Source organism: Pontibacter sp. CAU 1760 (assembly GCF_054482735.1).
In genome coordinates, this window is record NZ_JBTLRL010000007.1 from 249545 (window position 1) to 261451 (window position 11907).

Annotated in this window: 12 protein-coding genes; 9 read left to right on the forward strand and 3 right to left on the reverse strand. The window is 53.4% G+C overall.

All coding sequences use genetic code 11. The features are described 5' to 3' along the window. Positions 1-175: 175 nt before the first annotated feature. Positions 176-1171 (reverse strand): tRNA dihydrouridine synthase DusB, encoded by a 996-nt coding sequence (gene dusB / locus ACXYMU_RS12290; RefSeq protein WP_458986689.1) that lies wholly within the window; start codon positions 1169-1171, stop codon positions 176-178. 53 nt (positions 1172-1224) lie between these two features. On the opposite strand from dusB, the gene ACXYMU_RS12295 reads away from it, so the two are divergent. The 4 genes from ACXYMU_RS12295 to ACXYMU_RS12310 all read left to right on the forward strand — a co-directional run bounded on the left by ACXYMU_RS12295 (position 1225) and on the right by ACXYMU_RS12310 (position 5252). Continuing rightward, complete coding sequence (locus ACXYMU_RS12295) at positions 1225-2190, forward strand: CPBP family intramembrane glutamic endopeptidase (RefSeq protein ID WP_458986690.1); 966 nt, start codon at positions 1225-1227, stop codon at positions 2188-2190. A 59-nt stretch (positions 2191-2249) separates the two neighbouring features. Next, positions 2250-3077, forward strand: a complete 828-nt coding sequence (locus ACXYMU_RS12300; RefSeq protein WP_458986691.1) for a phosphatidate cytidylyltransferase — start codon at positions 2250-2252, stop codon at positions 3075-3077. 93 nt (positions 3078-3170) lie between these two features. Further along, a complete protein-coding gene (locus ACXYMU_RS12305) occupies positions 3171-4445 on the forward strand; it encodes a Glu/Leu/Phe/Val family dehydrogenase (RefSeq protein WP_458986723.1) in 1275 nt (424 codons plus the stop codon). Positions 4446-4568: 123 nt separating this feature from the next. Beyond that, positions 4569-5252: a phosphatidylserine decarboxylase family protein gene (locus ACXYMU_RS12310; RefSeq protein WP_458986692.1), complete on the forward strand. Its 684-nt coding sequence runs from the start codon at positions 4569-4571 to the stop codon at positions 5250-5252. A 157-nt stretch (positions 5253-5409) separates the two neighbouring features. Here the strand turns inward: ACXYMU_RS12310 and ACXYMU_RS12315 are convergent, their stop codons facing one another. Then, positions 5410-5892 (reverse strand): GAF domain-containing protein, encoded by a 483-nt coding sequence (locus ACXYMU_RS12315; RefSeq protein ID WP_458986693.1) that lies wholly within the window; start codon positions 5890-5892, stop codon positions 5410-5412. 68 nt (positions 5893-5960) lie between these two features. Continuing rightward, positions 5961-6998 (reverse strand): bifunctional diaminohydroxyphosphoribosylaminopyrimidine deaminase/5-amino-6-(5-phosphoribosylamino)uracil reductase RibD, encoded by a 1038-nt coding sequence (gene ribD / locus ACXYMU_RS12320; protein ID WP_458986694.1) that lies wholly within the window; start codon positions 6996-6998, stop codon positions 5961-5963. A 201-nt stretch (positions 6999-7199) separates the two neighbouring features. Between ribD and prmC the strand changes: the two genes are divergently transcribed. The 5 genes from prmC to rfbA all read left to right on the forward strand — a co-directional run bounded on the left by prmC (position 7200) and on the right by rfbA (position 11823). Continuing rightward, the gene (gene prmC / locus ACXYMU_RS12325; RefSeq protein WP_458986695.1) at positions 7200-8054 is read left to right on the forward strand and encodes a peptide chain release factor N(5)-glutamine methyltransferase; all 855 of its coding nucleotides are present in this window, start codon (positions 7200-7202) and stop codon (positions 8052-8054) included. 70 nt (positions 8055-8124) lie between these two features. Further along, positions 8125-8730, forward strand: coding sequence for an acyltransferase (locus ACXYMU_RS12330; protein WP_458986696.1), 606 nt, complete (start codon positions 8125-8127; stop codon positions 8728-8730). A gap of 19 nt (positions 8731-8749) precedes the next feature. Continuing rightward, positions 8750-9778, forward strand: coding sequence for a UDP-glucose 4-epimerase GalE (galE, locus tag ACXYMU_RS12335; RefSeq protein WP_458986697.1), 1029 nt, complete (start codon positions 8750-8752; stop codon positions 9776-9778). An 11-nt stretch (positions 9779-9789) separates the two neighbouring features. Then, a complete protein-coding gene (gene rfbB / locus ACXYMU_RS12340; protein ID WP_458986698.1) occupies positions 9790-10839 on the forward strand; it encodes a dTDP-glucose 4,6-dehydratase in 1050 nt (349 codons plus the stop codon). A gap of 123 nt (positions 10840-10962) precedes the next feature. Beyond that, a complete protein-coding gene (gene rfbA, locus ACXYMU_RS12345) occupies positions 10963-11823 on the forward strand; it encodes a glucose-1-phosphate thymidylyltransferase RfbA (RefSeq protein WP_458986699.1) in 861 nt (286 codons plus the stop codon). Positions 11824-11907 lie beyond the last annotated feature (84 nt).

The window sequence follows — 11907 nt, forward strand, 5'->3', positions numbered from 1 at the left end:
TTGGTGCGGGAGTAGTGGCGGTTTTGATAAGTTAGAATGTTTGGGCGTTAAATTTGGGAAGGGTATGGGGGCGGCAGTGTGTTTAGGCAAAGCGGCATGTATAAAAGCTGGGAACCGAAGACAGTCTATACATACACAGCCTTCAACTCCCCAGCTCTATTACTTTATAACTCTCTTAACTCTCTACTGGTTCGTAGCTCATCGTTTGGGCGATCTCTTCCAGTGTGTCGTAGATTTCCTGGATGTCCTCGGACTGCACCAGGCGCATGCGCAGCGGCTTAAAGTGCGGAAGGCCACGGAAGTAGTTGGTATAATGGCGGCGCATCTCAAAAATACCCAGTTTATCGCCCTTCCACTCCAGCGAGTGCGTGAAGTGCTGGCGGCACACGGCCACACGCTCCTCCAGGGTTGGCCCTGCAAGCATTTCACCGGTCTCCATGTAATGCTTGATTTCATTGAAGATCCAGGGGTAGCCAATGCTGGCGCGGCCGATCATGATGCCGTCTACGCCATACCTGTTGCGATACTCCAGGGCCTTCTGCGGCGAGTCGATGTCTCCGTTGCCAAAGATCGGAATCTTCATGCGCGGGTTGTTTTTCACGTCCGCAATCAGGCTCCAGTCGGCCTCGCCTTTGTACATCTGCACGCGGGTGCGGCCATGTATGCTCAGTGCCTGAATACCGATGTCCTGCAGGCGCTCGGCAGTTTCTACAATATACTTGGTCTCCTCATCCCAGCCCAGTCGGGTTTTTACCGTCACGGGGAGGTTGGTGGCCTTCACGATCTCCTCGGTCATCTTCACCATCTTCGGGATGTCCCGCAGTAGGGCGGCGCCGGCGCCTTTGCAAGCCACGTTCTTTACCGGGCAGCCGTAGTTGATGTCGATCAGGTCAGGCCCGGCCTGGGCCGACACAATGGCCGCCTCCCGCATCGACTCAATATCCGAACCGAAAATCTGGATGCCGATCGGGCGCTCGTAATCAAATATGTCCAGTTTCTGGATGCTCTTGGCAGCGTCGCGTATCAACCCCTCCGACGAGATAAACTCGGTATACATCAGGTCTGCCCCGTTGGCCTTGCACACCTTCCGGAAGGGCGGGTCGCTTACATCTTCCATCGGTGCCAGCAGCAGCGGAAACTCGCCCAGTTCTATGTTCGCTATCTTTACCACAGCTAAATCTTTTTTTTCGCGTAAATTTACGTCAATTAAACCTAATCTTCTGTATGAAAGGTTTCATCTCCAAAGATCTGCACCCGTTCTGGGTACTTTTGCTGCTATTGGTGTTTATGGCGGGGGGCTATTTTGTGGCCACGTTTTTAGTTAGCCTGCTGGCAAAGTGGATCTTCGGGATCAGTGTTTTCCAACTAATGGAAGTCGTGACGGACCCGGCCGCGCACCCGCAGGGGCCAGGCGTGATGCTGCTGCTGCAGGCTGTGTTGCAGTTTATCTCCTTTATTATCGGACCGATCATCCTGCTGCGCACCATAGGGTATAACCTGGACAGCTACCTGAACTGGAAAGTAAAGCCCCAACTCTGGTTGGTGCTGCTAAGCGGCCTGCTGATTGTAATGATCATGCCGGCCAACTCTGCTGTAATTAACTGGAACGCCAACCTGGACTTCCCCGCTTTTATGGACGGATTTGAGCGCTGGGCGCGGCAGCAGGAGGACCAGCTGGCCGAGATCATGAAGCTCATCACCCGCTTCGATACTGTTACAGACTTGTTGGTGGGCTTAGTGGTCTTTGCTCTGATTCCGGCCATTGGCGAGGAAATTGTGTTCCGGGGCATCACGCAGCGGCAGTTCCACCGGTGGCTCGGCAACATGCATGTGGCCATCTGGCTGGCGGCGCTTATTTTCGGTGCGATTCACGTGCAGTTTTTTGGGTTTGTACCAAGGGTGCTGCTGGGCGCGTTGTTCGGGTACCTGTACTTCTGGTCGGGGCGCATGGTGGTGCCTGTTGTGGCGCACTTTGTAAACAATGGTTTCACGGTGGTGATGCTCTACCTTTACCAGACCAAAACGGTGGATGCCGATATCGAGAGCACCGAATCCATGCCGCTATATTTGATTTTCCTTTCAATCGTGCTAAGTGCTGCAGTTATCTATTACCTTTACCAGCAGTATATGGCACTGCCGGTGCGACCTGAGAGTGTGGCCGAAGCTGAAGAGGAGAAATACCACGCATAAGCTGCTAACCCTTAAAACCAATCACGAGACCTGTCGCCCTACCGACACAAATCCGATGCATGAGCAACAAGATATCCGCCCTTAGTAATTTAAGTCAACGTGTTATTGTGGGGGTGCTGGGTGCCGCCGTTTTTATAGGAAGCATCTATTACGGGCAATGGACGTACTTCCTGTTGTTTATGGGGCTCACACTGTTGGGCATTGGCGAGTTTTACCGGATCGTGCGGGTGCAGGGCATACACGCTAACCGCGGCATCGGGAAACTACTGGGCGGTTTGTTCTTTGCCTCCGTGTTTCTGGTACAGGCCGACGTAATGCCGGGGGAAATACTTTACTTGTCGCCGCCAGTGCTGTTCTCTGTCTTTATTTATGAGTTGTACCGCAAGCGGCCGCAGCCATTCACCAACATTGCCTTCACTGTGTTGGGCGCGGTATATGTGGGCGGCTCCTTCGGGCTGCTGCACCTGCTGGCCTTTATTGAAGGGGCGTATACCTGGCAGCCGGTGCTGGGGTTGATGCTGCTGATTTGGGCCTCCGATACGGGTGCCTACATCGCCGGCAAAAACTTTGGCAAGCATAAGCTCTTTGAGCGCATCTCGCCAGGCAAAACTTGGGAAGGCTGGATAGGTGGCACCCTGCTGGCCGTGGCTGTTGGCTATGGGCTGTCCCTTTTCCTGACTGATTTGGAGGTATACCAGTGGGTGTCTGTCGGGGTGATTGTCGCGGTGTTTGGTGTGCTGGGCGACCTGGTGGAGTCGATGCTGAAGCGCAGCCTGGGCGTAAAAGACTCAGGCACTTTGCTGCCGGGCCATGGAGGGCTGCTGGACCGCTTCGACAGCCTTTTGATGGCCATCCCTTTCGTAGTGGCCTTCCTCAAAATCTTCTGAAAAAAATTGCGCACCGCCCGTAGGAGGTTGCCTTTAATATTATCAACTTTGCCGAATAATTGATTACTCACTATTTTTCTACTCTAACAAATGATGTTATATAAAGAGCCTGCGCCGATTAAGGACAGGGAGAATCCTTTCGAGTCGATGATGTCGCGTTTTAACGTGGCGGCTGAGGTGCTGGGGTTGGATGAAGAAGTATATAATGTTTTAAAATCCCCGACACGCCAGGTGATCGTGAACGTGCCCGTGACCATGGACGATGGGAAGGTGCGCGTGTTCGAAGGCTACCGTGTGATGCACTCCAACATCCTGGGCCCATCGAAAGGCGGTATCCGCTACGCCCCGGATGTGTTCCTGGACGAGGTGAAAGCCCTGGCTGCCTGGATGACGTGGAAGTGCGCCGTAGTGGACATTCCTTACGGAGGTGCCAAAGGCGGTATCATCTGCGACCCATACTCTATGTCTGCCGGCGAGATCGAGCGCCTGACCCGAGCCTATACCTCCTCTTTGGTAGACCTTTTTGGCCCGGACCAGGATATACCTGCACCGGACATGGGTACAGGTCCGCGCGAAATGGCGTGGCTGATGGATGAATACTCCAAAACAAAGGGTTCTACAGTACATGCTGTGGTAACAGGTAAGCCGCTGGTACTGGGTGGCTCACTGGGCCGCGTAGAGGCAACAGGCCGTGGCGTGATGGTGTCGGCGATGGCTGCTATGGACAAACTGGGGATGGACCCGCATAAGTCTACTGCCGTGGTGCAGGGCTTTGGTAACGTGGGCGCCTGGGCTGCCAAACTGATGGCGGAACGTGGCGTGAAGATTTTAGGGATTAGCGATGTGAGTGGTGCTTACTGGAACGACAACGGCATCGACATCGACGAGGCCATCGAGTACAAGAACCAGCACAACGGTCGCCTGGAAGGCTACAAAGGAGCTGAGATGATGGACCCTGCAGACCTGTTGATCGCGAAAGTGGATGTATTGGTACCGGCTGCGGTAGAGGATGTGATCACGATCCACAACGTAGACAAGATTCAGGCCCGCCTGATTGTAGAGGGTGCAAACGGCCCTACGTCTTACAAAGCCGACAGCATCATCAACGAGAAAGGGATTATGGTGGTGCCGGACATCCTGGCGAACTCGGGCGGTGTAACGGTTTCTTACTTCGAGTGGGTGCAAAACCGCATGGGCTTTAAGTGGACACTGCAGCGCGTGAACGAGCGTGCGGAGCGTATCATGAATGAGGCGTTTGAGCGCGTGTACGCGGCGTCGCAGAAGTACAATGTGCCAATGCGTATCGCGGCTTACATCGTGGCGATCGATAAGGTGGCGATGACTTATAAGTATCGCGGCGGATTCTAAATATTAAAATTTTATAACAATAAACGTAAGTTTATTATTTTTGAACCGGGATCGTAGCCCATCCTCGTAAAGAGGATGGGCTATTGTAAACTTACAAGGATCCTGAGGATAATATAAAAACTGATGAAGATTCACAAAGAAGGACGGAGAATTCTATTTTTTACGCTGCTGGTTTTGTTGGTGCTCAACTTGCTGCTTTACAATTTTAATGCAGAGAACGCCACATTCAACAAAATCTTTTCAGCGGTATCAGCCGTTCTGTTCCTGCTGATTCTTCAGTTTTTCCGCAGCCCTTACCGGAACCTGCTGCTGCACGAAGACCTGATCACGGCTCCGGCGGATGGGAAGGTAGTGGTGATTGAGGAAGTAGAAGAGCCGGAGTATTTCAAGGGCAAGCGCAAGCAAATCTCGATTTTCATGTCACCGATCAACGTGCATATCACGCGCAACCCGGTTTCTGGCATTGTGAAGTACTTCAAGTACCACCCAGGCAACTACTTTGTGGCCTGGCACCCGAAATCGAGCACGCAGAACGAGCGCACGACGGTTGTGGTAGAGTCTACGGCAGGGCCCGAGGTGCTTTTCCGCCAGATTGCCGGAGCCATGGCGCGCCGTATTGTATGGTATGTGAATGAGGGGGATGAGGTAAGCCAGGGCGAGGAGTTCGGCTTTATCAAGTTCGGGTCGCGCGTGGACGTGTTCGTGCCGCTCGACACAGAGATAAAAGTGGAGCTTGGCCAGAAAACGAAGGGCGGCCAGACCGTTATCGCACAGCTGAAAACAGCGCCCCCAACCTTGTTTGGGTAATTTACTGCATAGCACGTAGCACGATATCCGTATCAAGACAATAGTATAAACAGAGCGACCGCTGCAGGTATAGACTGCAGCGGTCGCTCTGTTTATATACTCGGCAAGTCAGGCTAAACTGGGCTTGCTCATCGCAATGTTATCGTGCTACGGAAAACTAATACCAGCTTTCCGCCAGCTTCATCAGTTGCTCCAGGTATTTCTGGTCTACTTCATCAAAGTCGTTTAACTGATCGCTGTCTACATCCAGTACCAGTTTCACTTCACTGTCTTTTATCACAGGCACTACTATCTCTGATTTAGAGTCGCTGCTGCAGGCTATATGGCCGGGAAAGGCTTCTACATCGGGCACAATAATGGTTTGTTGGCGGGTATAGCAAGCACCGCAAACACCTTTGTGGTACGGGATGCGGGTACAAGCCACCGGTCCCTGAAAAGGACCCAGCACCAACTGGCCTTCTTTGTTAAAGTATACGCCTACCCAAAAGAAGCCAAACCCCTGTCGGAGGGCAGCCACCAGGTTAGAAATGTTCGCGATTAAATCTGTTTCGCCGGTTACTAACGCTTCGATTTGCGGTAACAGGGCTTTGTATTTTTCCTCCTTGCTAAGGGCTGCATCGATCAAAAGTGATTCTGCCATGTTCTAATTTTGAATGAGTGATTTTTGAATGACTGAATATGTGATTGTTAATTGCTAACTGCTAATTGTTACCTGTTAAGGTAGTGCAACAATTGGTCAGGGCCTAATGTTTGGGTATGCTGCAAACGCCCGTTTATGATGGTGGGAGCTTGAATGCCTTGCCCCAGGTTTTTTTGCAGGCTCTTCAGCACAATAGCCTCATCCCACAGGCCCGCCTGCAACAGGCTGGTCAGTAGAAAGGCACCACCCTCTACCATCACCGAGAGCACGTTGCGCCGGTACAGGTCTTCCATGATCTGGGGTAACAGCGGCTCCTGTGCCTGTAATTGTACAAAGGTTAGGTTCTCCTGCCCCTCCCGAGCCTGATAGGTATAAACTACCGTGGGATGGCTTCCGTCAAACAGGTGCAGGGAAGGGGGCAGCTGCAGGTTTTTGTCAATGACCAGGCGCAACGGACTTTTCCCGCGCCAGAATCGGGTGTTCAGGCGTGGGTTGTCGTGCAGCGCCGTGCGGCTCCCCACCATGATGGCGTGCTCTTCCGAGCGCCATTGGTGCACGAGCCGTTGGGTAAGTCTGCCGCTGATCTGCACAGAGGTATAATCCTGTGCAGCAATAAAGCCATCAGAAGTCTCGGCCCACTTCAGGAGTATGAAAGGGCGTTTTTTGGTATGGAAATGAAAGAAGCGTTTGTTCAGCTCCAGCCCTTCCTCCTCCAAGACGCCTACTTTTACCTGCGCCCCCGCTGCCATTAACCGCTGAATGCCACGGCCGGCAACCAGCGGGTTCGGGTCGGTGTTGCAGATTACCACCTCTTTCACGCCGCAGCTGATGAGGAGGTCGGCGCAGGGGGGCGTCTTGCCAAAATGCGAGCAAGGCTCCAGCGTAACGTATACCCTGCTTTTGGGTAAAAGGCTTTTGTCTTGCACCGCTGCTACGGCGTTCACCTCGGCGTGCGGACCACCGTATTGCCTGTGCCAACCTTCCCCAATTATCTGCCCCCCGTGCACCACCACGCAGCCCACCATCGGGTTAGGGTTAGTATAGCCGCTGCCCAGGCTAGCCAGCTCCAGTGCGCGGCGCATGTATCTTTCGTCAGAGGAGGCCATGGGTTATGCGAAGTCTTTTCCAGTTAAAGAATTATGAGTTCCGAGCCAGGGGCAGGTAGGAGGAAGGGAAATCAACCGCCTTAGCTTATGTATCCAAGGGCTTAAAGCGATACTTCCTTGGTTTCTAAATTCTAATTCCCCTGCTATCTAACTCAAAAAAGTTACTTTTGTAAAGTTACCGAAAACTAACGAAAAATAGCCGTGCCCACGATTCAGCAAATGCAGCAGCTTATTCGCCAACACATTCAGGAGGTATATCCCGAGCCTGAGGCCGGGGGTATTGCGCAACTGGTGCTGGAGCATGTGCTGCAGCAGAGCAGGGTGCAGTTGAGCCTGAATAAGCAGGAGCCAGTAAGCGAGGCGCAGGAGCAGGCCATCGAGGCTGCGGTAGCACGTTTGCAAGGGCAGGAACCAGTGCAGTATGTGTTGGGCGAGGCGCACTTTTATGGCCTGGACCTGTTGGTGGATGAGCGGGTATTAATCCCGAGGCCCGAGACGGAGGAACTGGTTGACCTTGTGCTGAAACAGCATGGGCAGCGGCAAGGGTTGCAGGTACTCGACATCTGCGCCGGGAGCGGCTGCATTCCGCTGGCCCTGGCCGCCAACTTAGCTGGCGCCACTGTCTATGGCCTGGAAATATCAGAGGGGGCACTGGAAGTAGCAAAAGCCAATGCTGCCAGGTATAACCTGCCTGTAACGTGGCTGCAGCAGGATATTTTCGACCCAATCAACGCCTTGCCCGTAGCCTCGCTGGATATCATCATCAGTAACCCGCCTTATGTGCTGGAGGATGAGAAGCAGCAGATGCGCCCCAATGTGTTGCTGTACGAGCCACACCTCGCCTTGTTTGTGCCAGATACCGATGCTTTGAGGTATTATGTCAGGATTGCGGAGGTAGCAGGACAACTGTTGAGGCAGGGAGGTATGCTTTATTTTGAGATCAACGAACGGTATGGGCAGGAGGTGAAAGCGCTGTTGCTGCAGCAGGGATTCTCAGCAGCAGGTGTGGTACAGGACCTGTTCGGCAAAGACCGCATCGTATTTGGCGTAAAGTGAATTTGAGGAAATTAAATATTCATTGCATCTAAAGGCCCTGCTTGGCTGCGAATGCGTTAATCCACGACTGATGACCTACTTTGTGCATGAAACCGCGATAGTTGACGAGGGCTGCCATATTGGACAGGGCACACGTATCTGGCACTTTTCGCATGTCATGAGCGGGAGCCGCCTTGGCGAGGCTTGCAATATCGGGCAAAACGTAGTTATCTCACCGCAAGTGGTGCTCGGGCGCAATGTAAAAGTGCAGAACAACGTATCACTTTATACAGGTGTAACCTGCGAAGATGATGTGTTTATCGGTCCCTCGGTGGTGTTTACCAACGTGCTAAACCCTCGTAGTTTCGTTAATCGCAAAGAAGCGTTCAGGCCTACGGTTATTCGGGAGGGCGCTACCATCGGTGCGAACGCGACGGTGGTTTGCGGGATAGAGATCGGCGCCTTTGCGATGGTGGGGGCAGGGGCCGTGCTGACCAAAAGCATACCGGCCTTCGCGCTGTGGTATGGCAACCCGGCCCGACACCAGGGGTGGGTAAGCCGTTATGGGCATAGGCTGCACTTCGATGCCGAGCACAAGGCCACTTGCCCTGAAACCGGAGAAGTTTATACCTTGCAAGGGGGTACGCACTGTATGCTGGCACTGCCTCCACAACATTTTGAAAGTAATCTAGCTTAAAACTATAACGATTAGAACATTGGCAAAAGCAAAAATTCTGGTAACCGGCGGTGCCGGTTACATCGGCTCACATACCGTAGTTGAATTAGCGGAAGCAGGTTACGAACCTGTGATCATGGACAATTTCTCTAATTCAGAGGAAAGCGTGTTAGACGGAATTACTGCCATACTTGGCTACAGTGTGCCTGTTTACCGTGTAGACTGTACGGATGCCGCTGCCATGCGCCAGGTATTTGAAAAAGAGCAGAACATCGCCGGTGTCATCCATTTTGCGGCGTACAAAGCCGTAGGTGAGTCCGTGGGGCAGCCACTGAAGTACTACCATAACAATGTGGGCTCTCTGGTAGCGTTACTACAGGTAATGGAGGAATTTAAGGTATACAACCTGGTGTTCTCCTCTTCCTGCACCGTGTATGGCATACCGGAAAAGCTGCCAGTAACTGAACAGACGCCTGTGCAGAAAGCCAACTCGCCTTACGGCAACACCAAGAAGATTTGCGAAGAGATTCTGACGGACCTGGCTGCCAGCGGAAGCAGCGTGAAGAGTATCGCGCTACGGTATTTCAATCCGATTGGAGCGCACCCATCTGCTAAGATTGGAGAACTGCCTCTGGGCGTGCCAAGCAACCTGGTACCTTTTATCACCCAGACAGCTGCCGGTATACGCGAGCAGCTAACTATTTTCGGAGACGACTACGACACGCCGGATGGCACTAATGTGCGGGACTATGTGCATGTAGTAGACTTAGCAAAGGCGCACGTAACAGCTGTGGCGCGTATGCTGGCAGGCAAGGTGGCCGATATTGAGTTTTTTAACGTAGGCACAGGCCGTGGCAACACCGTGCTGGAAGCAGTGCAGGCATTTGAGCGCGCCACCGGCGAGAAGCTCAACTACAAAATAGGGCCGCGCCGCGCCGGTGATGTGCCGAAAATATATGCTGACGTCACAAAAGCGACCGAGGAGCTCGGTTTCAAAACAACCAGCACGCTGGATGAAGCCATGAAAAGCGCCTGGGACTGGCAAGTGTCTCTCCAAAACAAAAATTAAAACCGAGCAAGATGAAAATACTGATCACGGGTGGTGCCGGCTTTATCGGATCGCATGTGGTGCGTTTGTTTGTAAACAAGTACCCCGACTACCAGATTTTTAACCTCGATAAGCTGACCTACGCGGGCAACCTGGCTAACCTGACCGACATAGAGGAAAGGGCAAACTATACCTTCCTGAAAGGGGATATTGTAGAGGCGGATTACCTGGAAGAGATATTCCTGGAGCATCGCTTTGATGCCGTGATTCACCTGGCGGCCGAGTCGCACGTAGACCGTTCAATTACCGACCCGCTGGCATTCGTGCAGACAAACGTGATCGGCACCGTGAACCTGCTGAACACAGCGCGTAAGCATTGGGCCGACAACCTGCAGCAGCACCTGTTTTACCACATCTCTACCGACGAGGTATACGGCTCGCTGGGCGAGGACGGACTGTTTACAGAGGAAACGGCCTATGATCCGCGTTCGCCGTACTCGGCCTCCAAAGCCAGCTCCGACCATTTTGTACGCGCCTGGTACCATACCTACGGTCTGCCGGTAAAGATCTCGAACTGCTCTAACAATTACGGGCCGAACCACTTCCCCGAGAAGCTGATTCCGCTGGCCATCAACAACATTCAGCATGAGCGCCCGGTGCCGGTATACGGCAAAGGCGAGAACGTCCGCGACTGGCTGTATGTGATCGACCATGCCCGCGCCATCGATGTGATCTTCCATGAAGGGAAGGTGGGTGACACCTACAACATCGGCGGCGTGAACGAGTGGAAGAACCTTGACCTGATCGAGCTACTCTGCGACCAGATGGACGAGAAGCTGGGCCGCGAAAAAGGGCATTCACGAAAGCTGATCACGTTTGTGAAAGACCGTGCCGGCCACGACCTGCGCTACGCCATCGACTCCTCGAAGCTGATGAACGAGCTGGGTTGGAAGCCATCTGTAACGTTTGAGGAAGGCCTCAGCAAAACAGTGGACTGGTACCTGACGCACCCGGAGTGGCTCGAGAACGTGACTTCAGGCAATTACCAACGCTATTACGAGAAGCAGTATACACACCGTTGATCGTCGCTCGTTGATTGTTATTCGGTTTTTGCGCACTGCCGAAAAGGGAAAGCAGGAGCATGAAGCGAGTAACCATCTATACGGAACGAAAAACGAGCAACTGACAACAAACAACGAAACGACATGAAAGGAATCATACTCGCCGGGGGCTCCGGCACGCGCTTGCACCCGCTCACCATCGCGGTGAGCAAGCAGCTGATGCCAGTGTTCGACAAGCCGATGATCTATTACCCGCTGTCCACGCTGATGCTCTCCGGTATCCGGGACATCCTCATCATCTCCACGCCCCACGACCTGCCGCTATTCGAGCGGCTTTTAGGCGATGGCCGCCAGATCGGGTGTAATTTTAGCTATGCCGTGCAGGAGGAGCCCAACGGGCTGGCGCAGGCCTTCGTGATCGGGGAGGAGTTTATAGGGGACGACAAGGTTGCCTTGATCCTGGGAGACAACATCTTCTATGGGTCGGGTATGAGCAAGCTGCTGCAGGCCAACAACAATCCGGATGGTGGTGTGGTGTACGCTTACCACGTGCATGATCCGGAACGCTACGGCGTAGTGGAATTCGATGAGAAAAAGGTGGCCATCTCCATTGAGGAGAAGCCGAAGCAGCCTAAGTCCAGCTTTGCCGTGCCGGGCCTCTACTTCTATGATAATAACGTGGTGGAGATCGCCAGGAACCTGCAGCCCAGCCCGCGCGGGGAGTATGAGATCACGGACGTAAACAAGGAGTATCTGCGGCTAGGCAAGTTGAAGGTGGGCATCCTGGACCGCGGCACCGCCTGGCTCGACACGGGCACGATTCAGTCGCTGATGCAGGCGGCCACCTTTGTGCAGGTAATCGAGGAAAGGCAGGGGCTCAAGATCGGCAGCATAGAGGAGGTGGCTTACCGCATGGGTTTCATCAACGCCGAGCAACTGCAGCGGGTGGCCGAGCCATTGCGTAAGAGCGGCTATGGCGAGTACCTGCTGAATATCATTAGATAAAAACGACGAAAAGCGTGAAACAGGAAGGCCCGGCGGAGGAAACTCAGCTGGGCCTTCCTGTTTATAGGTTGAGCATACAGCGTT

Coding starts and splice junctions, on each gene's coding strand:
- ACXYMU_RS12295 (WP_458986690.1), top strand. CDS start 1,225: ATGAAAGGTTTCATCTCCAAAGATCTGCACCCGTTCTGGGTACTTTTG.
- ACXYMU_RS12300 (WP_458986691.1), top strand. CDS start 2,250: ATGAGCAACAAGATATCCGCCCTTAGTAATTTAAGTCAACGTGTTATT.
- ACXYMU_RS12305 (WP_458986723.1), top strand. CDS start 3,171: ATGTTATATAAAGAGCCTGCGCCGATTAAGGACAGGGAGAATCCTTTC.
- ACXYMU_RS12310 (WP_458986692.1), top strand. CDS start 4,569: ATGAAGATTCACAAAGAAGGACGGAGAATTCTATTTTTTACGCTGCTG.
- ACXYMU_RS12315 (WP_458986693.1), bottom strand. CDS start 5,892: ATGGCAGAATCACTTTTGATCGATGCAGCCCTTAGCAAGGAGGAAAAA.
- ribD (WP_458986694.1), bottom strand. CDS start 6,998: ATGGCCTCCTCTGACGAAAGATACATGCGCCGCGCACTGGAGCTGGCT.
- ACXYMU_RS12330 (WP_458986696.1), top strand. CDS start 8,125: ATGACCTACTTTGTGCATGAAACCGCGATAGTTGACGAGGGCTGCCAT.
- rfbB (WP_458986698.1), top strand. CDS start 9,790: ATGAAAATACTGATCACGGGTGGTGCCGGCTTTATCGGATCGCATGTG.
- rfbA (WP_458986699.1), top strand. CDS start 10,963: ATGAAAGGAATCATACTCGCCGGGGGCTCCGGCACGCGCTTGCACCCG.